The sequence below is a fragment of the Pseudomonas sp. ASL8 genome (assembly GCF_056680355.1).
Map to the genome: position 1 here is coordinate 2441599 of NZ_CM155278.1, position 21250 is coordinate 2462848.

Sequence of the window (21250 nt, forward strand, 5' to 3'; positions counted from 1 at the left end):
AGGCATGTTCAGACACTGAATATTGCTGCCCCACTTCCCCTTATCGAGGGCATACTTGTGCCCATCGATTCGTCTGTTCAGGGAACCCTTCATGCAGCTGGACTCCGCAAGCGGTTGGTGCCACGGCGTGCATCACTGCCCGTCGCCCAATTTCAATGCGCGACCCAACGCTGAAATTTCGCTGCTGGTGATCCACAACATCAGCTTGCCGCCCGCTCAGTTCAAAACCGGCAAAGTGCAGGCGTTTTTTCAGAATCAACTGGATGTCACAGAACACCCCTATTTTGCGGGTATTGCTGATTTGCGCGTGTCGGCGCATTTTTTGATCGAGCGAGACGGGGTGGTCACTCAGTTCGTCTCCTGTCTGGACCGCGCCTGGCATGCCGGTGTGTCCAGCTTCGAAGGGCGTGAGACGTGCAATGATTTTTCCATCGGGATCGAGCTGGAGGGCACCGATGATGTGCCGTTCACCGACGCCCAGTATGCTGCGCTGATCGAGTTGACCCGGCAGTTGCAGGCGACGTTTTCGAGCATCACCACGCAGCGAATCTGTGGCCATAGCGATATTGCCCCGGGGCGCAAGACCGATCCGGGCCCCTGTTTTGACTGGGCGCGTTATCGAGCTGCTTTGCAGGATTGAAGTGAGGGACAGGTAATGAGTTTTCTGGTGTTACTGCTGGCAGTCTGGATAGAGAAGTTTTCGGCCCTGCGTCAGCGCGTTCAGCGTGACGGCGTGTGGCTGCGGGAGTTGGCCAAAATGGAAGCCGGCCCACGCATGAGCACCCGGCCCTGGCTGATCCTGGCGTTGATGGTGCTGTTGCCGGTGTTGCTGCTGGCGCTGGTGTTGATTGTGCTGCAGTCGGTGGCGTATGGCTGGCTGGCGTTTCCGGTGCACCTGCTGGTGTTGATCTACAGCTTGGGGCGCGGCGACCTGTTGGCCGCATTGGGGCCCTTTCGCGATGCCTGGCGCAGAGGCGACGAACAGGCTGGCAGCCATGTAGCGGAGCGCGACATGAGGGTGGTCGCTGATAACAGCGAGGAACTGCTCGAAGGCGTTCAGGGTTATTTGCTGTGGCAGGCCTATCAAAGCTTCTTTGCGGTGATCTTCTGGTATTTCCTGCTTGGCCCGGTTGCGGCCCTGAGCTATCGGCTATTGGCCCTGGCCGCTGAGCACGGGAAAACCCCTGCACTGATCGAGCGTGCCGGGCAGTTGCGGCATGCTTTTGATTGGGTGCCGGTGCGTTTATTGGCCGCCAGTTTTGCGTTGGTCGGCAACTTTGTCGCCGTCACCCGAGTGATGTTGCATGAGCTGCTCAACTGGAACATCAGTGCGGCCCAGTTGGTCACGAAAATCGGTCGGGTAGCGGGCGAAATACCCGCGCCGGTGGTGGGCGCCGATGGCGTTGCCAGCCTCGATGCGCTCTGGGAACTGCTGCTGCGCTCAGCGATAGTCTGGTATGCAGGCTTTGCCTTGTGGACGTTGCTGGTCTGATCAACGACCAACACTTTGGGCGCAGTTCAAGGCGTGGGAGCTGACTTGTCTGCGAATAAGCCCGGCACGGGCTTTCGACAGGTTTGGGTTTGACCCTATAGCCATGATCTGGATCGTGGGGCGGCAGGTAGATCGCGCCGTCTGGTCTGCGACGCCGCGCTGTCGCGTTTACCTTTAGTTACAAAACCCCCAGTCGATATCAGGTATACAGGTCATATCGCTAAATAGTGGCTTTGCGCTATTTGGATGACTCGCGGCACCCAATAAAAATAAAAGAAAAGGGAGACTTCTTGTGAAGAGCCTTTTGTACCCGGCAATCGCGTTGATGAACCGTCTGAGCTTCGCGATGAAGTTCACCCTCATCAGCATCCTGTTTTTCCTGCCCATGCTGGTCACCAATTTTTATCTGGTGCGTGATGCGTATCACGAGCTGGTCGGTACCCGTACCGAGCTGGAAAGCCTTGAGTTGCTGGGGACCAGTCTGTCCCTGCGCCGGGACCTGGAAACCCTGACCGATCTGGTCGAGATCAACGCCATTCTTGGCCAGTCCGTGCAAGCCGCGGAACTCGAGGCGCAGATCAGCGCCCTGGAAGCCATGCTGCTCAACACCGTGCAAAGCCTGACGCTGCTGACGACAGACGTCGTTCAAGTCGCTGCTTTCAACACCAAACGGGACGAACTGATCGCCGACTTCAAGGCGCAGCAGGGCGAATCGTCGTTGCAAAACAAAAGCGCCTTGATGGAAAAACTGCTGAATAAGGCTCAGACCTTCAGCAAAGTCATCGCCAGCCAGGCCGGACTCAGCCAGGACGACAGCAGCGATGTGCGGCAACTGATCGAGCTGGTCACCAGTGTGACCCCGATGGTGACGCAGATGATTGGCGACGGTCGCGCCATGGGCTCGTATTCGTTAGGCCAGGGCGTGCTTAATTCATCGGCCAGTACCCGCTTCGATGAGCTGTTGCAGAATCTGGAAAAACTTCAGGCCGATTACGGTTTGAAACTGCAAGATGCCATGGACGCCAGTCCTGCCGTGCGCAAGGCACTTGAGGCGTTGGCCAAGGCCAGCCTGGGAACACTCAAACAAAGCAGTGAGCTGTTCGAAGAACAGGTGGTCACGGCCGATACGCTGGATATGCCGTGGCAAAAATTCTATCAGCACACCACCGGGCTGATGGCGCAAACCTATCAACTGAATGATGCCACCCTGGGGTTTCTCAATCAGGAACTGCAAGGGCGACTGGTGCAGAACCGCTCGCACATGATGTTGCTGGTGACCGCGCTGGCGGTGGTCTTTTTCCTGATCTTTTACCTGTACGGCGGCTTCTATGCGTCGACCCGGACGACGTTGAAACGACTGGGTGCCGTGATGGACAAAGTCGCGGCGGGCGACATGACCGCCAGTTTCAAGGCTGATAGCCGCGACGAGTTGGGCGAACTGGGCATGGTATTTAATGGCACCGTGATGAAAATTCATGACCTGATCGAGCGGGTGGGCCAGACCGTTGTCGAGGTCGAGCGTCAGGCCAGCCAGGTAGAGTCGGTATCGGCGGTCAGTAATCAGGCAGTGGCGGGGCAGCGCAGCCAGATCGAGCAGGTTGCCACCGCGATGAATCAGATGTCGGCGACCGCGCTGGAAGTGGCGCGCAGTGCGGCAGCGGCGGTGAGCAGTGCGCACAGTGTCAATCAGGAAACCGTGAGTGGCCGCGGCCTGGTCGAATCACAGCAGGGCAGCATTGCCCGGCTCGCCAGTGAGATTGATCAGTCGGTGCTGGTGATCAATCAGCTGGCCAATGACAGCGCGTCGATCAGCCGTGTGCTGGACGTGATCAAAAGCATTGCAGAACAAACCAACCTGCTGGCGCTCAACGCTGCCATCGAGGCTGCGCGTGCGGGTGAGCAAGGTCGAGGGTTTGCGGTGGTCGCCGATGAGGTGCGCACCCTCGCCAAACGCACCCAACAGTCCACCGAAGAAATTGAACAAATGATCGCCAGGTTGCAAGGTGGCGTGGGCGCGGCCGTCAAGGCCATGGGCGTCAGTCATGAGGTGGCCAACGGCACGGTGGGCCAATCGGAAAAGGTCCAGCGGGCGCTGGAAAATATCCTTGGCGCAGTGGGCATGATCGTCGATCAGAACCAGCAGATTGCGACAGCCGTTGAGCAGCAGACAGCCGTCGCCCACGACATTGATCGAAACATCGTCGAGATCAATCGCGCTGGCGAGCGTACGGCTGAGGGCGCGAATCAGACTGAGCACGCCAGCCGTCAACTGTCCGCGCAGGTGGTGGAGTTGAAACAGCTGATCAGCGCGTTTCGGGTCTGAGGGTATTCAGCCAGCAACGGGAGTCGCCGTTGATTCCCAGTTGAACAATTCGCACGCGTTACGGGTGCTGGCGTCGGCCAGATCGTCGGCGCGCACGCCCATCAACTCCGCGACCACCCGGCAAATATCGGGCAGATGCTCCGGGCTGTTGCGCTGGTTCGGGTACATCGATGGGGGCATGTCCGGCGCGTCGGTTTCCAGCACCACACTGTCCAGCGGCAGGTCGGCGATGACCCGGTGCATGCGCAGTGCTTGCGGCCAGGTCGCGGCACCGCCCAGGCCAAGCTTGAACCCCAACTTGATGTATTCCCGTGCCTCTTCCCGACTGCCGGCAAAGGCGTGGATGATCCCGCTACGTTGCAATTTGTAGCGTTTGAGCGTGGCAATCACCTGTGCATGGCTGCGCCGCACATGCAGCAGGGCGGGCAGTTTGAAGTCGTCCGCGAGTTGCAGTTGCGCCTCGAAAAGGGCTTGCTGGCGCTCGCGGTCCAGGGATTCGAGGTAATAATCCAGACCGATTTCACCGACTGCGCAAACGTGTCGATGGCCCTTCAAGCGTGTCAGCCAGTCGCCCAGTTCCGTCAGGTGCTCGGGACGATGTTCATCGATGTACACAGGATGCAGGCCGAACGCGGCGTACAGTCCTGCATCGCTTTGCACCAGGTCCCACACGCGTTGCCAATTGCGCTGATACACGCCCAGCACCACCAACCGTTGCACACCCATGGCCCGACAATTGGCCAGGACCGTCTGGCGATCCGCGTCGAAATCCGGGAAATCCAGGTGGGTGTGGGTGTCGATCAGCGTCATGCTCAGGCCTCGTGAATCCGCTGCTTGAATGTCCGCGCGATGGCGTGGACGCCGGGTTGGTAGTCATCCTTCTCGATGGCCGCCAGCGCCAGGGCCAGTGCTTTCTCGGCGATCAGGTGATGCTGCTGGGCCATGGCGTTGACCGGCAGGGGTAAAAAATCCAGCAACTGCGTGTCGCCGAACGTGCCCAAGTGCAAGTGTGCGGGGTTGAGCGCGTGGTGTTGCAGCAGGTCGAAAACACCCTGCAACAGCACGTATGAAGTGGTGACCAACGCATCGGGTAAATACCCGAGCCGTTCGAGCAAGTCGCCGGCCAGGCGCAGACCACAGGCACGGCTGAAGGCCTCGCCCTGTTCGAGCATCACCGCGCCCTTGAAGCCTTCGAGCGCGTGTTGAAAGCCCGAGGCGCGGGCGCGGCTGATACTGAGCTCAGGGCGCGCGCCGATCAACGCGATATGCCGTGGCAGCGGTTTGAGCAGGCTGCGCGTAAGTTGCAGGCTGGCCTCATGGTCGTCACTGACCACTGAGCAAAAGTGCGTGGCGTCCATTTCCCGGTCGATGGCGATGATCGGCAATCCGCCTTTCTGCAGTTCGCGGTAGCTGTCATTGCTGTCTGGCAGGCAGCTGGCGACGAACAGGGCATCGCAGCGCCGGGCGCGAAACAGCTGTAACAATTGCAGCTCGCTGGCAGGCGCATCATCGGAGCTGGCGATCAGCAGTTGATAGCCGTGGGCGCGGGCGCCTTGCTCCAGCGCTTTGGCGATGCAGGCGTAGCTGGGGTTTTCCAGGTCCGGCAGGATAAAGCCGAGGGTGCGGGTGTGGCGGCTGCGCAAACCGGCGGCCTGCGGGTTGGGGCGGAAGTCATGTTCCTCGACCACTTTGCGCACGCGCTCGACCGTAGCGCTGCTGATGCGCTGCTGTTCGGCCTTGCCGTTGATCACATAGCTGGCGGTCGTGACGGAAACACCGGCCAGACGGGCAATATCAGTGAGTTTCAAACCGAGAATTCCTTTCGTTGTTTGTGTGCGCGCCGATCTGTGTGGAAATTCTATATTGCCTGGTGAATGTTCTGCGTCCGGTAGTGCGCTTTCGCAAATTTATTCGCTCATGAGGTCATCATCCCTCATTAAGCCCCGAGCTTTTTCAGGGGGTGCCTTGAAAAAACTTCCGCCCACCATCTGACGGTTGGACTTCAACGACAGCAGATTATCGAGTAACGTGCCGGACTTGATAGATTAAACGATTCAGCAAGACAATTTTTCTGCCGTAATCTACAACACAGGACTGTCAGACAGTTATCCCTTCATCGCCTAAGCTGTCGTTCAATTCACCCCGTTCTTGTTCATCGGTTCCTAAAACAAGAAGCAAGCGCCCAACGGCGCTACAAAGGAGAAAGGCATGCTCGAACTCACCGTAGAGCAAATATCCATGGCCCAGACGGCTGTGGATAAGTCCGCCGCATTGCACCTGCTTGCCGGCAAGCTGGTTGCCGATGGACTGGTTGCCGAGGGCTACCTTGAGGGTTTGCAGGGCCGCGAAGCGCAAGGCTCGACCTTTCTGGGCCAGGGCATTGCCATTCCCCACGGTACTCCCGAAACCCGTGACCTGGTCTTCGCCACCGGCGTGCGCTTGCTGCAGTTCCCCGAGGGCGTGGACTGGGGCGACGGGCAGATGGTTTATCTGGCCATAGGTATAGCCGCCAAATCCGACGAGCATCTGCGTTTACTGCAATTGCTCACGCGTGCATTGGGCGAAACCGATCTGGGCGAAGCGTTGCGTCGGGCGAAGAGCCCCGAGGCGTTGCTGAAATTACTTCAGGGTGCGCCACAGGAGTTGGCGCTCGATGCGCAGATGATCAGCCTCGGCGTGTCGGCGGATGATTTTGAAGAGCTGGTATGGCGTGGCGCGCGGCTGTTGCGCAAGGCTGATTGCGTCAGTAATGGCTTCGCGGCGGTGCTGCAACAGGTTGAAGCGCTGCCTCTAGGCGACGGTTTGTGGTGGCTGCACAGCGAGCAGACGGTCAAGCGTCCGGGGCTGGCGTTTGTCACGCCTGATAAACCGATTCGCTTTCTGGGTCAGCCACTCAATGGTTTGTTCTGTCTCGCCAGCCTGGGCGAGGCCCATCAGGCATTGCTTGAGCGTTTATGCGCGCTGCTGATCGAAGGTCGTGGTCATGAGTTGGGCCACGCCACCAGCAGCCGCGCGGTGCTCGCAGTATTGGGGGGTGAACTGCCGCAGGATTGGCCAAGTGAGCGTATTGCGCTGGCCAACGCCCATGGCTTGCATGCACGCCCGGCGAAAAACCTCGCGCAATTGGCTAAAGGTTTTGAAGGCGAGATTCGGGTGCGCATCGTCGACAGCGATGAAGCCGCCGTCTCGGTCAAGAGCCTGAGCAAGCTGCTCAGCCTGGGGGCGCGCCGCGGTCAGGTGCTGGAGTTTATTGCTGAACCGAGCATCGCCGCCGATGCCTTGCCCGCGATACTCGCCGCCGTACGAGAAGGTCTTGGCGAAGACGTCGAGGCGTTGCCACAGGAAGCCCCGGCCGTTGAGGTTGATGTTGTCATCACCACCGTGTTGGAGGTCGACGCATGGGGGCCAAGTCTGCTTGCGCCCGCCGAAGGTAGCCTGATTCAGGCCATCGCAGCCGCCCCCGGTATCGCCATGGGGCCGGCGCACATTCAGGTGCCGCAGACCTTCGATTATCCGCTGCGCGGAGAGTCCTTCGCTGTCGAGCGTGAGCGTTTGCAGCAGGCGCTGAGCGAGGTCCGCCAGGATCTTGAAGGGCTGATCCAGCGCAGCCAGGCGAAAGCCATTCGCGAGATTTTCACCACCCACCAGGAAATGCTCGATGACCCAGGCCTGACCGATGAAGTCGGCAGCCGCCTGGAGCAGGGCGAAAGCGCGGAAGCGGCCTGGATTGGCGTGATTGACGCCGCCGCACGGCAACAGGAGCTGTTGCAGGATGCCCTGCTGGCCGAGCGCGCCGCAGACCTGCGTGACATCGGGCGTCGGGTACTGGCTCAGCTGTGTGGTGTCGAGACCCTGGTCGAGCCTGAACAACCCTACATTCTGGTGATGGAGGAAGTGGGCCCGTCGGACGTGGCGCGGCTTGACCCGGCGCGAGTGGCGGGCATTCTGACAGCCCGGGGCGGCGCGACGGCGCACAGTGCGATTGTCGCCCGCGCCTTGGGCATTCCGGCGCTGGTGGGGGCGGGTGATGCGGTGTTGCTGATCGCGCCGGGCACGTTGCTGCTGCTGGATGGTCAACGGGGACGCCTGAGTGTCGCGCCGGATTCGGCGGCCTTGCAGCGCGCCACGCAAGAACGTGACACCCGCGACCAACGCTTGCAGGCTGCTGCGGCGTTGCGTCTGGAGCCTGCGTTGACCCGGGACGGGCATGCCGTGGAGGTGTTCGCCAATATCGGCGACAGCGCGAGCACGGCCATTGCGGTCGAGCAGGGGGCCGAGGGCATTGGCCTGTTGCGCACCGAACTGATTTTCATGGCCCACACCCAGGCGCCGGACGAAGCGACTCAAGAAGTCGAATACCGCCGTGTGCTTGATGCGCTCGCCGGGCGGCCTTTGGTCGTTCGGACCCTGGACGTCGGCGGCGACAAGCCTCTGCCGTACTGGCCGATCGATAAAGAGGAAAACCCTTTCCTCGGCGTGCGCGGGATTCGTCTGACCTTACAACGCCCGCAGATCATGGAAAGCCAGCTACGCGCCTTGTTGCGCGCAGCAGACAATCGCCCGTTGCGAATCATGTTTCCCATGGTTGGCACTGTCGAAGAATGGCGCCAGGCGCGGGACATGACGTTGCGTTTACGCGAAGAGATCCCGGTCGTAGATTTGCAGCTGGGCATCATGATCGAGGTACCGTCGGCGGCACTCTTGGCCCCGGTGCTGGCCCGTGAGGTGGACTTCTTCAGCGTGGGCACCAATGACTTGACCCAATACACCCTGGCCATCGACCGGGGTCATCCGACGTTGTCGGGGCAGGCCGATGGTTTGCACCCGGCCGTCTTGCAATTGATCGATATCACTGTGCGTGCCGCCCACGCCCATGGCAAATGGGTGGGGGTGTGTGGCGAGTTGGCGGCGGACCCGTTGGCGGTGCCGATCCTGGTCGGCCTGGGTGTGGATGAGCTGAGTGTTGGTGCGCGCAGCATTGGCGAGGTCAAGGCCTGCGTGCGCGAGTGGAATCTGAGTACGACGCAGCAGTTGGCTCAGCAGGCGCTGACCCTGGGGACTGCTGGCGAAGTGCGCACAATGGTGGAAGCCATGTTCACGGAGGTCATGTAATGGCGAAAATTCTCACCCTGACCCTGAACCCGGCGCTGGACCTGACCGTGCAGCTGGATCAGTTGCAGGTCGGCCAGGTCAATCGCAGCAACGCCATGCTCAGCCATGCGGCAGGCAAGGGCCTGAATGTTGCGCAAGTGCTGGCTGACCTCGGGCATGACCTGACGGTGGCGGGCTTTCTGGGTGTCGATAACCAGCAAGCGTTCGAATCGCTGTTTGCGCATCGACAGTTCGTCGACGAGTTCATTCGCGTGGCCGGGGAAACCCGCAGCAACATCAAGCTGGCGGAAAGCAGTGGACGCATTACCGATCTGAATGGCCCAGGTCCGCTCGTCAGCGAAGAGGCGCAGCAGGCGTTGATGGCCCGTCTTGAGCAGATCGCTCCCGACTTCGACGTGGTGGTGGTGGCCGGCAGTTTGCCCCGTGGCGTCAGTCCTGAATGGTTGCACGCGCTGTTACTGCGCCTGAAAGCACTGGGCTTGAAAGTGGCGCTGGATACCAGTGGCATGGCATTGCGGGTTGGATTGTCGGCGGGCCCGTGGCTGATCAAACCCAACACCGAAGAGCTGGCCGACGCCCTGGATGCGCCGATCATTTCCATCGCGGCGCAGGCCGAGGTGGCGAGCCGCTTGCGGGCGCAGGGTGTCGAACATGTAGTGATTTCCCAAGGTTCGGAAGGTGTGCACTGGTTCAGTACCGGTGTGGCCCTGCAAGCCTTGCCGCCCAAGGTGGTGGTTGCCAGCACCGTGGGTGCCGGTGATTCGCTATTGGCCGGGATGGTTCACGGGTTACTCAGCGGCCATCCGCCACAACAGATTTTGCGCACAGCCACCGCCATTGCGGCGATGGCGGTGACACAGATTGGCTTTGGCATCAGCGATGTCGCACACCTGAAGCTGCTGGAAAAAGGCGTCAGCGTGCGCGCCCTGACAGAACAATAAGAGGGATTGTGATGAAGTTAGCCATTGTTACGGCCTGCCCGAACGGCAAGGTCAGCAGCGTGCTCAGCGCACGGTTGCTGGACGCGGCAGCGCAGCGTCAGGGTTGGAGCACCAACGTTGAAATCCATGATCCGCACGCGCCTGGCAATCGTTTATCGCCCGAGGCCGTGGCGGCGGCGGATTGGGTATTGGTCGTTAATACCGGTCCGCTGGACCTGAGCCGGTTTGTCGGCAAGCGTCTGTTCCAGACGTCACCGGCCCAAGCGTTGCAGGATGTCGAAAGCTTTTTGCGCACGGCAGCCGAGCAGGCGACGGTCTATGTCGCCCCGCAAGCGGCGCCAGTGCAAACGGTCGCCAGCACTGGCGCTCAGCCAAAGCTGGTCGCGGTGACTGCTTGTCCGACGGGGGTTGCTCACACCTTTATGGCCGCCGAAGCCATCCAGCAAGCGGCCAAGCGCCTCGGCTACGATCTGCAGGTCGAAACCCAGGGCTCGGTCGGCGCGCGTAACCCACTCAGTGCCCAAGCCATTGCCGAGGCCGATGTGGTGTTGCTGGCGGCGGACATCGAGGTCAACACCGAGCGTTTCGCCGGTAAGCGCATTTATCGTTGCGGCACCGGCATTGCCCTCAAACAGGCTGAGGCCACGCTGAAAAAAGCCTTGGCTGAAGGGCAGGTGGAGTCCTCGGCCGCCGCCGGTCAAGTCGCCCCGAGACAAGAGAAAACCGGGGTCTATAAGCACCTGCTGACCGGCGTGTCGTTCATGCTGCCGATGGTGGTGGCGGGGGGCTTATTGATTGCGCTGTCGTTCGTTTTCGGGATTACCGCGTTCAAGGAACAGGGCACCCTGGCCGCTGCGCTGATGCAGATCGGCGGAGACGCTGCGTTCAAACTGATGGTGCCGTTGCTCGCCGGTTACATCGCCTATTCCATCGCCGACCGTCCAGGCCTGGCACCGGGGATGATCGGCGGGTTGCTGGCCAGCACCTTGGGCGCCGGTTTTATTGGCGGGATCATCGCCGGTTTCCTGGCCGGTTACAGCGCGTGGGCGATCAATCGTTATGCGCGCCTGCCGGCCAGTGTCGAGGCGCTCAAGCCGATTTTGATCATCCCGCTGCTGTCGAGTCTGTTTACCGGGCTGGTGATGATCTATGTGGTCGGCAAGCCGGTGGCGGGCATGCTCGAGGCCTTGACGCATTTCCTCGACAGCATGGGCACGACCAACGCGATCCTGCTCGGTGTGTTGCTCGGCGCGATGATGTGCGTCGACCTGGGCGGGCCGATCAACAAGGCGTCTTACGCGTTCTCGGTCGGGTTGTTGGCGTCGCAGAGTTATGCCCCGATGGCTGCCGCGATGGCGGCGGGCATGGTGCCGCCGATTGGTATGGGGATCGCCAGCTTCATCGCGCGGCACAAGTTTGCACAGAGTGAACGCGAGGCCGGTAAAGCTGCACTGGTGTTGGGGTTGTGCTTCATCTCCGAAGGCGCGATTCCTTTCGCGGCCAAGGACCCGCTGCGGGTGATTCCGGCGAGTGTCGCGGGCGGCGCGCTGACCGGTGCCTTGTCGATGTTTTTTGGCTGCAAACTGATGGCGCCTCACGGCGGCCTGTTCGTCATGCTGATCCCCAACGCGATCAACCATGCGCTGCTGTATTTAGTCGCCATCGTCGCTGGGAGTTTACTGACGGGGGTAGCGTATGCGGTTTTGAAGCGGCCGGAAGTGGTGGAAATGGAAGGGGTGCCGGTGGTCTGACGGGTTGTCGATTTCATGTGGGAGATTCCCCCCCATCTTCGATGCATCGCTGTCGTGCGGTTCAAACTGTAGGAGCGCGCTTGCCCGCGATGACCGTAGCAGTCGTAAATCAGCGCGCTCGACTCTACCAGAGAGAACCGTATTCAGCGTTTTTGGACCGCTTCGCGCTCCATCGCGGGCAAGCGCGCTCCTACAAAACGCAAATTCCCTGCGGCTTTAGAACCCTGGCTGGCCTATCATTAGCCACCTAACGACAGGTCAGGGTTTTAACCGCATGCTGGGTATATTTTTTGAAACCCTGAACATCACCGCGCCCGTGTTTGCCATGCTGTTTCTGGGCGTGTTGCTCAAGCGGGTGGGCTGGATCAACGACAGCTTTATCCACACAGCTTCCGCGCTGGTGTTCAACGTCACCATGCCTGCGCTGTTGTTTCTCGGCATTATTCATGCGGATCTGCATGCGGCCTTTCAGCCCAGGCTGCTCGCTTATTTTGTCGTGGCGACGTTGCTGAGTTTTGCCTTGTCCTGGGGTTGGGCGATCTGGCGTTGCCCGCATGAAGATCGCGGGATTTATACCCAGGGCGCCTTTCGCGGGAACAATGGCGTCATCGGCCTGGCCCTGGCTGCCAGCATGTACGGAGACTATGGCATTTCCCTGGGGGCGATTCTCGCTGCGCTGGTGATCCTGTTTTACAACACGCTGTCGACCATCGTGTTGGCGGTCTACAGCCCGGTGATCAAGTCCGACCCGTGGAGTGTGTTCAAAAGCATCCTGTGCAATCCTTTGATCATCAGCGTGCTGGCTGCCGCGCCTTTTGCCTATTTCACTATTGGCTTACCGGGTTGGCTGGAAACGTCCGGCAAGTACCTGGCGCAGATGACCTTGCCGTTGGCATTGATCTGCATCGGCGGCACCTTGTCGCTGGCGGCATTGCGCAAGAGTGGTGACATGGCGGTCAGCGCCAGTCTGGTGAAGATGGTCTGGCTGCCGGTGTTCTGTACTTTGGGCGCCTGGCTGTGCGGTTTTCGCGGGGCGGAGCTGGGGATTCTGTTCCTGTACTTCGGCAGCCCGACCGCTGCGGCCAGCTTTGTCATGGCGCGCGCGGCCAATGGCAATCATGAGCTGGCTGCGGCGATCATCGTCATCACCACCCTGGCGGCGGCGGTGACGACTAACCTCGGCATTTTCATTCTGCAATGGGGCGGTTGGATCTAGTCCGCTTTTTGGTAGGTGTCGATCACTTCCTGCGCCGCGCGAAACGCATCGATCGCCGCCGGTACGCCGGCATACACCGCGCAATGCAGCAGCGCTTCGCGAATTTCTTCGACAGTACAGCCGTTGTTCAACGCGCCGCGCACATGGCCTTTGAGTTCTTGCGGGCATTTGAGCGCGGTGAGGGCGGCGAGGGTGATCAGGCTGCGGGTTTTCAGCGGCAGACCTTCACGGTTCCAGACGCTGCCCCACGCATGTTCGTTGACGAAATCCTGCAACGGTTGGGTGAAGTCGGTGGCGTTGTTCAGCGCCCGGTCGACGAACGCATCACCCATTACCTGGCGGCGCATGTTTACGCCGTTGTTATTGCTGTCAGTCATGGCAATCTCCTCAATGTTGGCGCCGCCAGGCTCGAACCGTGCTGAACGCAAGCAAGGCGGCAAGCAGGGGTAGCACGAAATGAATCATCAGTTTTTCAAGGGTGTCAGCCAGCGGCATGCCGGTGGTGAACGAAATGATATGCAGCCCATAGGCGCCATACAGGGCCAGAAGCAGCAAGCCTTCGGCACGGGTTACCCGCAGACCTGAATAGAACACCGGCAGGCAGAGCGCCGCGACGGCCAGCATGACCGGTATATCGAAATCCAGCGCGTTGGGCGATACCGATAATGGGGTCGGTGCGATCAAGGCGGTCAGGCCGAGGACCCCCAGCAGGTTGAACAGATTACTGCCGATCACGTTGCCGGCGGCAATGTCCCGCTCGCCACGCCACGCGGCGATCAACGAGGTGGTCAGTGCCGGTAGCGAGGTGCTGACGGCGATCACGGTGAGTCCGATGATCCGTTCGGAGAGGCCCAGATTCTGGGCGATCACCACGGCGGCTTCCACCAGTAAACGTCCGCCGATCACCAGCAAGACCAGACCGCAGGCCATTACCGCCAGACTGCTGAGCCACGGAGCTTTCGTGGGAAGTGCCTCTGTCGGGGCATTGTTCTGCAGATGACTGTGGCGACCGCCTTGCGCGGATCGGCGCAGCAGGATCAACAGATAGATAAAAAGGGCAACCAGCAGGATCGAGCCGTCCAGCGCGCTGAGTTGGCCATTGTATGAGAGGCCGAAGACCAGCAGGCTGGCGCCGATCATCAGCGGAATATCCACGCGCACCAGTTGCCGGGCCACTCGCAGCGGAATGATCAGCGCCGAGAACCCAAGGGTGACCAGGATGTTGAAGATATTGCTGCCGATCACGCTGCCCACGGCGATGTCGGGGCTGTCGGAAAAGGCCGCTTGCAGGCTGACCGCCATCTGCGGGGCGCTGCTGCCCAGTGCGACCACGGTCAGGCCAATGATGAGCGGGCGGACCTTAAGGCTGGCGGCCAGGCGCACGGCGGCGCGTACCGACAGCTCGGCACCGATCACCAGCAGGAGCAAGCCACCAAACAGCTGAAGCAGGCTTGGCAGCGGAAGCGTCGATAGCTCGAGAATTCAGATCACCCTTCAGTCGCTCAAGGTTTGCACGCGCACCCGCGTTACACCGCTGTGCAGCATACCCAGTTGTGCAGCGGCTTTGCGTGACAAATCAATCAAGCGGCCACGGGTATGCGGGCCACGGTCGTTGATGCGCACTACGACGGTCTTGTCGTTGTCCAGATCGGTGACCAATACCCGCGTGCCGAAAGGCAGTTCGCGATGGGCAGCGGTCAGGGCGTTTTGATCGAAGCGTTCACCACTGGCGGTACGTTTTCCCTGATGTTTGGCGCCGTAATAGCTGGCGCCGCCGACTTCGTTGTAACCGCGTGGGTCAATGTCATGGCTGGCGCAACCGGCCAGGAGAGTAAGCAGTGCACAAGCGCTGAAGAGCCGCCACATGGATTTGGGTCCTTCATGTTGAGCAGATTTGGGGTCGGCACTAATCCCCTGATACAGGAACTGACGCTTAGCAGACACGTCAGTTCCTGTCTGGGCCGATGTATCAGCCTTCGAGCTTGCTTTTGAGCAATTCGTTCACTTGTTGTGGGTTGGCTTTGCCCTTGGATACCTTCATTGCCTGACCGACGAAGAAACCGAACATTTTGCCGCGTTTGGCTTCATCCGCGGCGCGGTACTGTTCGACCTGTTCGGCGTTGGCGGCCAGCATCTCGTCCAGCATCGACTCAATGGCGCCGCTGTCAGTGACTTGTTTCAGGCCGCGTTGGGCAATGACCTCGTCAGCGCTGCCTTCGCCGTTGGCCATGGCCTCGAACACCATTTTGGCGATTTTGCCGGAGATGGTGTTGTCGGTAATGCGCAGCAACATGCCGCCCAATTGCTCGGCACTGACCGGTGCCTGCTCGATTTCCAGGCCCAGTTTGTTCAACAGGCTGCCTAGCTCGACCATGACCCAGTTGGCCGCCAGCTTGGCGTCGCCGCCGATGCTGACTACTTTTTCGAAGTAATCGGCTTGCTCGCGGCTCGACGCCAGCACGCTCGCGTCATAGGCCGACAGACCGAATTGCGCCTGGAAGCGTTCGCGCTTTTGCGGCGGCAGTTCAGGCAGGGTGGCGCGCACCTCAACCAGAAACGCGTCCTCGATCACCACGGGCAGCAGGTCTGGATCGGGGAAGTAACGGTAGTCGTTGGCTTCTTCCTTGCTGCGCATGGAGCGGGTTTCGTCTTTGCTCGGGTCGTACAGGCGGGTTTGCTGGATGACCCGGCCGCCGTCTTCGATCAGCTCGATCTGGCGTTGCACTTCGGTGTTGATCGCCTTCTCGATGAAGCGGAACGAGTTGACGTTCTTGATCTCGCAACGCGTGCCGTATTCGACCTGGCCCATTGGCCGGATCGAGACGTTACAGTCGCAGCGCAGCGAACCTTCGGCCATGTTGCCATCGCAGATGCCCAGGTAACGAACCAGCGCGTGAATCGCCTTGACGTAAGCCACGGCTTCCTTGGCGGTGCGCATGTCCGGCTCGGACACGATTTCTAGCAAGGGCGTGCCCGCGCGATTGAGGTCGATCCCGGTCATGCCGCTGAAGTCTTCATGCAGGCTTTTGCCCGCATCTTCTTCCAGGTGTGCACGGGTAATGCCGACGCGTTTAACCGTGCCGTCTTCCAGCGTGATGTCCAGGTGGCCCTTGCCGACGATCGGCAATTCCATCTGGCTGATCTGGTAGCCCTTGGGCAAGTCCGGGTAGAAGTAGTTCTTGCGCGAGAACACGTTGTGCTGACCGATCTCGGCATCAATCGCCAGACCGAACTTGACCGCCATGCGCACCGCTTCTTCGTTCAGCACCGGCAACACGCCTGGCATGCCCAGGTCGATCAGGCTGGCCTGGGTGTTGGGCTCAGAGCCGAACGTGGTGCTGCTGCCGGAGAAAATCTTCGATTGGGTGGCGAGCTGGGTATGAATCTCCAGCCCGATCACAACTTCCCATTGCATGTTCATTCCTCAAAAAATGCCAGGGAGATTTGAAAGTGTAGCGAGCGACGGTAAGACAAGGCGGAAACTGGCGAGCAAGCGGAGTTGACTGTAGTCAATGAGCATTGCGAGCCAGTTTTCAACGCAGTATTACCGAGCGCAGCAGCTTTCAAAATCCCTGGGGGGCGCGGGTGTGCCAGTCAGTGACTTGCTGGTACTGATGCGCGACGTTGAGCAGGCGGCCTTCCTGGAAATACGGGGCGAGCAGTTGCACGCCGACCGGCAGGCCCTCGACGAAACCGGCAGGCATGGACAAGCCCGGCAAGCCCGCGAGGTTGGCGGTAATGGTGTAGAAATCTTCCAGATAGGCAGAAATCGGGTCGTTGTTCTTGGCGCCGATTTTCCAGGCCGGGTTAGGCGTGGTCGGGCCGAGGATCACGTCGACTTCAGCGAACGCGTTCATGAAGTCGTTCTTGATCAGGCGTCGGATTTTCTGCGCTTGCAGGTAATAAGCGTCGTAGTAACCGGCCGACAGTGCGTAAGCACCGACCAGGATTCGCCGCTGAACTTCCGGGCCGAAGCCTTCGGCGCGTGAGCGCTTGTACAGATCCGTCAGGTCTTTCGGGTCTTCGCAGCGATAGCCAAACCGCACGCCGTCGAAGCGCGAGAGGTTGGAGGATGCTTCCGCCGGGGCGATCACGTAATAGGCCGGGATCCCGTGTTGCAGGTTCGGCAGGCTGACTTCCTTGACCACGGCACCGAGCTTTTCCAGCTCTTTGACGCTTTCAAGCACCAGCTCGGCGATGCGCGGGTCGAGACCCGCGCCGAAGTATTCTTTCGGGATGCCGATGCGCAGGCCTTGCAGCGAGGCATTGAGGCTGGCGGAGTAATCCGGCACAGGCTCGTCGATGCTGGTCGAGTCCTTTGGATCGAAACCGGCCATGCCTTGCAGGAGCAGGGCGCAGTCTTCCGCGTTACGAGCCAGCGGGCCTGCCTGATCGAGGCTGGAGGCATAAGCGATCATGCCCCAGCGCGAAACGCGACCGTACGTCGGTTTCAGGCCGGTGAGGTTGGTCAGCGCTGCCGGTTGGCGAATCGATCCGCCGGTGTCTGTGCCTGTTGCAGCAGGTATCAGACGAGCGGCAACGGCTGCTGCCGAACCACCGGACGAACCGCCGGGAACGTATTCGAGATTCCACGGGTTTTTCACCGGGCCGTAGTAGCTCGATTCATTGGCAGAACCCATGGCGAATTCGTCCATGTTGGTCTTGCCCAGCGTGACCGTGCCAGCAGCTGCGAGCTTGGCAACAACGGTCGCGTCGTACGGCGATGTGAAGTTGTCGAGCATCTTCGAGCCGCAGCTGGTGCGTACGCCCTCGGTGCAGAACAGGTCTTTATGCGCCAGTGGCACGCCCAGCAGAGGGCCGTTCTCACCGGCTGCGCGACGGGCATCGGCGGCTTGCGCCTGGCTGATCGCCAGCGCTTCGGTCTGCGTGATGAAGCTATTGAGCTGGGGGTCGAGCTGGGCGATACGCGCCAGCAGAACCCGGGTCAATTCTTCGGAAGAAAACTTTTTGTCGGCGAGTCCGCGGGCGATCTCGGCCAGAGTCAATTGATGCATTGCAGGCTCTTTCCCTTACTCGATGACTTTCGGAACCAGATACAGGCCTTTTTCGACCGCTGGTGCGATGGCTTGGTAAGTCTCGCGATTATTTCGCTCTGTCACGACGTCCGCGCGCAGACGTTGAGAGGCCTCCAGCGGGTGCGCAAGGGGCTCTATACCGCGGGTATCGACGGCCTGCATCTGGCTGACCAGTTCGAGGATACTATTAAGTGCTTCGGTAGTACGCGGGATATCGGCGTCATTGAGGCCCAGTCGAGCCAAATGAGCGATTTTTTCCACGTCGGAGCGTTCAAGCGCCATGGGATTCTCCAGTGGAAGGCAAACGGATGTCATCCGTGTGGTAGATTGTCGGAACACTATCGCATTTCTACGGTCATAAGGCCGCGAACGTCTAGGGTCGTGCTCGGAAAAACAGCCAATTTAACATATTGGCTCCTTGCCCAAAATCCCTGTCGTTGTTAGAGTTTGCCGCACTTTTTTACCCACGCGTTGCCTAGGGTCCCTTTCCCATGTTCAAGAAACTGCGTGGCATGTTTTCCAGCGATCTGTCTATCGACCTGGGCACTGCCAACACCCTTATTTACGTGCGTGAGCGCGGTATCGTTCTGAATGAACCGTCGGTTGTGGCCATTCGCACCCACGGCAACCAGAAGAGCGTCGTTGCTGTCGGGATGGAGGCCAAGCGTATGCTGGGCCGGACTCCAGGCAACATTGCAGCTATTCGCCCAATGAAAGACGGCGTTATTGCCGATTTCAGCGTGTGTGAAAAAATGCTGCAGTACTTCATCAACAAAGTTCACGAAAACAGCTTTCTGCAGCCCAGCCCTCGTGTGCTGATCTGCGTACCGTGCAAATCCACTCAGGTGGAACGCCGGGCGATCCGTGAATCAGCCCTGGGTGCCGGTGCACGCGAAGTATTTCTGATCGAAGAGCCAATGGCTGCGGCAATCGGTGCAGGCCTGCCGGTTGAAGAAGCTCGCGGTTCGATGGTGGTCGATATCGGTGGTGGTACCACTGAAATCGCGCTGATCTCCCTCAACGGTGTGGTGTATGCCGAATCCGTACGCGTGGGCGGCGACCGTTTCGACGAAGCGATCATCACCTATGTGCGTCGTAACTACGGCAGCCTGATCGGGGAATCGACTGCAGAGCGTATCAAGCAGGAAATCGGTACGGCCTACCCGGGCGGCGAAGTACGTGAAGTCGACGTACGCGGCCGTAACCTGGCCGAAGGCGTTCCACGTGCCTTCACCCTGAATTCCAACGAAGTGCTTGAAGCACTGCAGGAATCCTTGGCGACTATCGTTCAGGCGGTGAAAAGCGCCCTGGAACAATCGCCGCCGGAACTGGCTTCGGACATCGCCGAGCGCGGTCTGGTGCTGACTGGTGGTGGTGCGTTGCTGCGTGACCTGGACAAACTGCTGGCTCAGGAAACCGGTTTGCCGGTGATCGTTGCCGAAGACCCGCTGACCTGCGTTGCTCGTGGCGGTGGTCGCGCCCTGGAAATGATGGATAAGCACACCATGGATCTGCTCTCCAGCGAATAAGTTCGCCGGACGACTCTCCATGTGGCCCCGTTTACAGGTAGCACTCAGCAGTGCTACCTGTATGCGCTGGGCTGACGCCAACATTTGGTGTCCAACTTCTCAATCTGCGTCCAGGCCGGTTCCATGCCGAATAAGCACAACCCGATGAAGCTCAATCCAGCAAAAAAATGCCTGGGAGGAGCGGCCTATTAAACCGCTTTTCGCAAAAGGTCCCTCTCTGGGCGTGCGCCTGTTGGTGCTGGTGGTGTTGTCGGTTGCGCTGATGGTGGTGGATGCCCGCTTCACGGTGCTCAAGCCCGTTCGCAGTCAGATGTCACTGGTGTTGATGCAGTCGTACTGGATCGCTGATCTACCACAGCGCCTGTACCAGGGTGTCGCCAGCCAGTTCGGCAGTCGTACCGAGCTGATCGCCGAAAACGAAAAACTCAAGACTGAAGCCTTGCTCCTGCAAGGGCGCCTGCAAAAACTGGCGGCCTTGACCGAGCAGAACGTACGTCTGCGCGAGTTGCTCAACTCTTCCGCACTGGTCAATGAAAAGGTCGAAGTGGCCGAGTTGATCGGCATGGACCCCAACCCCTTCACGCATCGCATTATCATCAACAAAGGCGAGCACGATGGTGTAGTCCTTGGTCAGCCGGTACTCGATGCCCGTGGCTTGATGGGGCAGGTGGTCGAGCTGATGCCCTACACCTCGCGGGTTCTGCTGCTGACGGACACTACCCACAGCATTCCTGTACAGGTCAATCGCAACGGCCTGCGTGCCATTGCCAGTGGCACCGGCAACCCGGAGCGCCTGGAATTACGTCACGTCGCCGACACCGCTGATATCAAGGAAGGCGATTTGCTGGTGAGTTCCGGCCTCGGTCAGCGCTTCCCGGCAGGTTATCCGGTGGCGACGGTCAAAGAAGTGATTCATGACTCCGGTCAGCCGTTCGCCATCGTGCGTGCGGTGCCGACCGCTGCGCTGAATCGCAGCCGTTACCTGTTGCTGGTGTTCAGTGATAGCCGCTCGCCCGAGCAGCGCGCCGCTGACGCCGCGCAAGCTCAGGAAGCGATCGATCGGCAGGCAGCCGACCCTGCCGCAACCCCAGCCAATCCGGCTGCGGCCCATGCACCTGCTGCTGCGCCGACGACCCCGGCGACGACGCACGCAAATCCTGCGTCCGCTGTGCCGTCCCGTGCGCCTGCGACACCTGCACCCGCAGCGACTGCCACTCGTTCACCGGCAACCGCAGTGTCGAAACCGGTCGCCAAGCCCGCTACGTCCAAGCCACCGGCCGCCGCGCCTGCTACCCCTCGGGAGAGGCAATAATGGTTAATCTCGCCCGTGCAAAAAACGGCTGGGTGGTCTGGTTCACTTTCGCGGTCGGTTTGCTGCTGAGTGTTTCACCACTGCCGCAGTTCATGGAAATCTTTCGCCCGCTATGGCTGGCACTGCTGTTGGCTTTCTGGGCATTGGCGTTGCCGCACAAAATCGGCATGACCACCGCCTGGCTGCTCGGTCTGGCCGAGGACGTGCTGTACGGCACCTTGCTGGGGCAGAACGCGCTGATCCTGACCCTGATTACCTTCCTTGTGTTGTCGTTGCAGCAGCGCTTGCGCATGTTCCCGATGTGGCAACAAAGTCTGGTGATTCTGGTGATTTTCGGTCTGGCGCAGTTGGCTCAGCTCTGGCTCAGCGCGTTGACCGGCAATCGTCAGCCGACGCTTGCACTGGTGTTGCCAGCGCTGGTCAGTGCGTTGTTGTGGCCATGGGTGAGTTATGGCCTGCGAGGTTTGCGTAACCGCTTGAGTATCAATTAGGCGAATTCACATTCGCCTGACGTTTCGTCCCGCGGCATTTTTTGCAT

The 21250-nt window shown here is 60.1% G+C and carries 18 protein-coding genes; 10 read left to right on the forward strand and 8 right to left on the reverse strand.

Going from position 1 to position 21250, the window contains the following annotated elements; all coding sequences use genetic code 11:
* The first annotated feature begins 91 nt into the window (after positions 1–91).
* From ampD to AC1MEA_RS11170, 3 genes are all read left to right on the forward strand, one after another.
* On the forward strand, positions 92–640 hold the full coding sequence (ampD, locus tag AC1MEA_RS11160; protein WP_480917825.1) for a 1,6-anhydro-N-acetylmuramyl-L-alanine amidase AmpD: 549 nt from the start codon (positions 92–94) through the stop codon (positions 638–640).
* Positions 641–655: 15 nt separating this feature from the next.
* Positions 656–1492, forward strand: a complete 837-nt coding sequence (gene ampE / locus AC1MEA_RS11165) for a regulatory signaling modulator protein AmpE (protein ID WP_219062326.1) — start codon at positions 656–658, stop codon at positions 1490–1492.
* Between the two features lie 1618 nt (positions 1493–3110).
* Positions 3111–3815, forward strand: a complete 705-nt coding sequence (locus tag AC1MEA_RS11170) for a methyl-accepting chemotaxis protein (protein ID WP_480918127.1) — start codon at positions 3111–3113, stop codon at positions 3813–3815.
* Between the two features lie 6 nt (positions 3816–3821).
* Here AC1MEA_RS11170 and AC1MEA_RS11175 read toward each other — a convergent pair whose 3' ends face one another.
* Positions 3822–4625, reverse strand: coding sequence for a TatD family hydrolase (locus tag AC1MEA_RS11175; protein WP_480917826.1), 804 nt, complete (start codon positions 4623–4625; stop codon positions 3822–3824).
* A 2-nt stretch (positions 4626–4627) separates the two neighbouring features.
* Positions 4628–5623, reverse strand: a complete 996-nt coding sequence (cra, locus tag AC1MEA_RS11180) for a catabolite repressor/activator (RefSeq protein WP_480917827.1) — start codon at positions 5621–5623, stop codon at positions 4628–4630.
* 400 nt (positions 5624–6023) lie between these two features.
* Here cra and ptsP point away from each other — a divergent pair, with 400 nt between their 5' ends.
* From ptsP to AC1MEA_RS11200, 4 genes are all read left to right on the forward strand, one after another.
* Positions 6024–8927 carry a phosphoenolpyruvate--protein phosphotransferase gene (ptsP, locus tag AC1MEA_RS11185; protein WP_480917828.1) on the forward strand — a complete coding sequence of 968 codons (2904 nt, stop codon included), beginning with the start codon at positions 6024–6026 and terminating at the stop codon, positions 8925–8927.
* Positions 8927–9868 (forward strand): 1-phosphofructokinase, encoded by a 942-nt coding sequence (gene pfkB, locus AC1MEA_RS11190; RefSeq protein WP_480917829.1) that lies wholly within the window; start codon positions 8927–8929, stop codon positions 9866–9868. Before ptsP ends, pfkB begins: the two co-directional genes overlap by 1 nt.
* Before the next feature lie 11 nt (positions 9869–9879).
* Complete coding sequence (locus AC1MEA_RS11195) at positions 9880–11619, forward strand: PTS fructose-like transporter subunit IIB (RefSeq protein ID WP_480917830.1); 1740 nt, start codon at positions 9880–9882, stop codon at positions 11617–11619.
* Between the two features lie 274 nt (positions 11620–11893).
* Positions 11894–12835, forward strand: a complete 942-nt coding sequence (locus AC1MEA_RS11200; protein WP_219062319.1) for an AEC family transporter — start codon at positions 11894–11896, stop codon at positions 12833–12835.
* Here AC1MEA_RS11200 and AC1MEA_RS11205 read toward each other — a convergent pair.
* From AC1MEA_RS11205 to gatC, 6 genes are all read right to left on the reverse strand, one after another.
* A complete protein-coding gene (locus AC1MEA_RS11205) occupies positions 12832–13212 on the reverse strand; it encodes a carboxymuconolactone decarboxylase family protein (RefSeq protein WP_219062318.1) in 381 nt (126 codons plus the stop codon). The two genes, AC1MEA_RS11200 and AC1MEA_RS11205, sit on opposite strands and share 4 nt — an antisense overlap.
* A gap of 10 nt (positions 13213–13222) precedes the next feature.
* Positions 13223–14284: a calcium/sodium antiporter gene (locus AC1MEA_RS11210; RefSeq protein WP_480918128.1), complete on the reverse strand. Its 1062-nt coding sequence runs from the start codon at positions 14282–14284 to the stop codon at positions 13223–13225.
* A gap of 45 nt (positions 14285–14329) precedes the next feature.
* A complete protein-coding gene (locus AC1MEA_RS11215) occupies positions 14330–14701 on the reverse strand; it encodes a septal ring lytic transglycosylase RlpA family protein (RefSeq protein ID WP_219062317.1) in 372 nt (123 codons plus the stop codon).
* A 103-nt stretch (positions 14702–14804) separates the two neighbouring features.
* Positions 14805–16250: an Asp-tRNA(Asn)/Glu-tRNA(Gln) amidotransferase subunit GatB gene (gatB, locus tag AC1MEA_RS11220; RefSeq protein WP_219062316.1), complete on the reverse strand. Its 1446-nt coding sequence runs from the start codon at positions 16248–16250 to the stop codon at positions 14805–14807.
* Between the two features lie 148 nt (positions 16251–16398).
* Positions 16399–17850, reverse strand: a complete 1452-nt coding sequence (gene gatA, locus AC1MEA_RS11225; RefSeq protein WP_480917831.1) for an Asp-tRNA(Asn)/Glu-tRNA(Gln) amidotransferase subunit GatA — start codon at positions 17848–17850, stop codon at positions 16399–16401.
* Between the two features lie 15 nt (positions 17851–17865).
* Positions 17866–18153, reverse strand: a complete 288-nt coding sequence (gene gatC / locus AC1MEA_RS11230; protein WP_480917832.1) for an Asp-tRNA(Asn)/Glu-tRNA(Gln) amidotransferase subunit GatC — start codon at positions 18151–18153, stop codon at positions 17866–17868.
* 209 nt (positions 18154–18362) lie between these two features.
* On the opposite strand from gatC, the gene mreB reads away from it, so the two are divergent.
* The 3 genes from mreB (at position 18363) to mreD (ending at position 21203) form a co-directional block, all read left to right on the forward strand.
* A complete protein-coding gene (gene mreB, locus AC1MEA_RS11235) occupies positions 18363–19400 on the forward strand; it encodes a rod shape-determining protein MreB (protein WP_020292894.1) in 1038 nt (345 codons plus the stop codon).
* Between the two features lie 187 nt (positions 19401–19587).
* Positions 19588–20712, forward strand: a complete 1125-nt coding sequence (gene mreC, locus AC1MEA_RS11240) for a rod shape-determining protein MreC (RefSeq protein WP_449635071.1) — start codon at positions 19588–19590, stop codon at positions 20710–20712.
* On the forward strand, positions 20712–21203 hold the full coding sequence (gene mreD, locus AC1MEA_RS11245; RefSeq protein WP_219062313.1) for a rod shape-determining protein MreD: 492 nt from the start codon (positions 20712–20714) through the stop codon (positions 21201–21203). The genes mreC and mreD overlap by 1 nt, the downstream gene beginning before the upstream one ends.
* The last annotated feature ends 47 nt before the right edge of the window (positions 21204–21250 follow it).

Excerpts from the sequence above, each read along its gene's own strand:
- AC1MEA_RS11195 (WP_480917830.1), top strand. The coding sequence starts at position 9,880 with ATGAAGTTAGCCATTGTTACGGCCTGCCCGAACGGCAAGGTCAGCAGC.
- AC1MEA_RS11200 (WP_219062319.1), top strand. The coding sequence starts at position 11,894 with ATGCTGGGTATATTTTTTGAAACCCTGAACATCACCGCGCCCGTGTTT.
- ampE (WP_219062326.1), top strand. The coding sequence starts at position 656 with ATGAGTTTTCTGGTGTTACTGCTGGCAGTCTGGATAGAGAAGTTTTCG.
- pfkB (WP_480917829.1), top strand. The coding sequence starts at position 8,927 with ATGGCGAAAATTCTCACCCTGACCCTGAACCCGGCGCTGGACCTGACC.
- AC1MEA_RS11205 (WP_219062318.1), bottom strand. The coding sequence starts at position 13,212 with ATGACTGACAGCAATAACAACGGCGTAAACATGCGCCGCCAGGTAATG.
- AC1MEA_RS11175 (WP_480917826.1), bottom strand. The coding sequence starts at position 4,625 with ATGACGCTGATCGACACCCACACCCACCTGGATTTCCCGGATTTCGAC.
- AC1MEA_RS11170 (WP_480918127.1), top strand. The coding sequence starts at position 3,111 with ATGTCGGCGACCGCGCTGGAAGTGGCGCGCAGTGCGGCAGCGGCGGTG.
- ampD (WP_480917825.1), top strand. The coding sequence starts at position 92 with ATGCAGCTGGACTCCGCAAGCGGTTGGTGCCACGGCGTGCATCACTGC.
- gatB (WP_219062316.1), bottom strand. The coding sequence starts at position 16,250 with ATGCAATGGGAAGTTGTGATCGGGCTGGAGATTCATACCCAGCTCGCC.
- mreB (WP_020292894.1), top strand. The coding sequence starts at position 18,363 with ATGTTCAAGAAACTGCGTGGCATGTTTTCCAGCGATCTGTCTATCGAC.
- gatA (WP_480917831.1), bottom strand. The coding sequence starts at position 17,850 with ATGCATCAATTGACTCTGGCCGAGATCGCCCGCGGACTCGCCGACAAA.
- gatC (WP_480917832.1), bottom strand. The coding sequence starts at position 18,153 with ATGGCGCTTGAACGCTCCGACGTGGAAAAAATCGCTCATTTGGCTCGA.
- mreD (WP_219062313.1), top strand. The coding sequence starts at position 20,712 with ATGGTTAATCTCGCCCGTGCAAAAAACGGCTGGGTGGTCTGGTTCACT.
- ptsP (WP_480917828.1), top strand. The coding sequence starts at position 6,024 with ATGCTCGAACTCACCGTAGAGCAAATATCCATGGCCCAGACGGCTGTG.
- AC1MEA_RS11215 (WP_219062317.1), bottom strand. The coding sequence starts at position 14,701 with ATGTGGCGGCTCTTCAGCGCTTGTGCACTGCTTACTCTCCTGGCCGGT.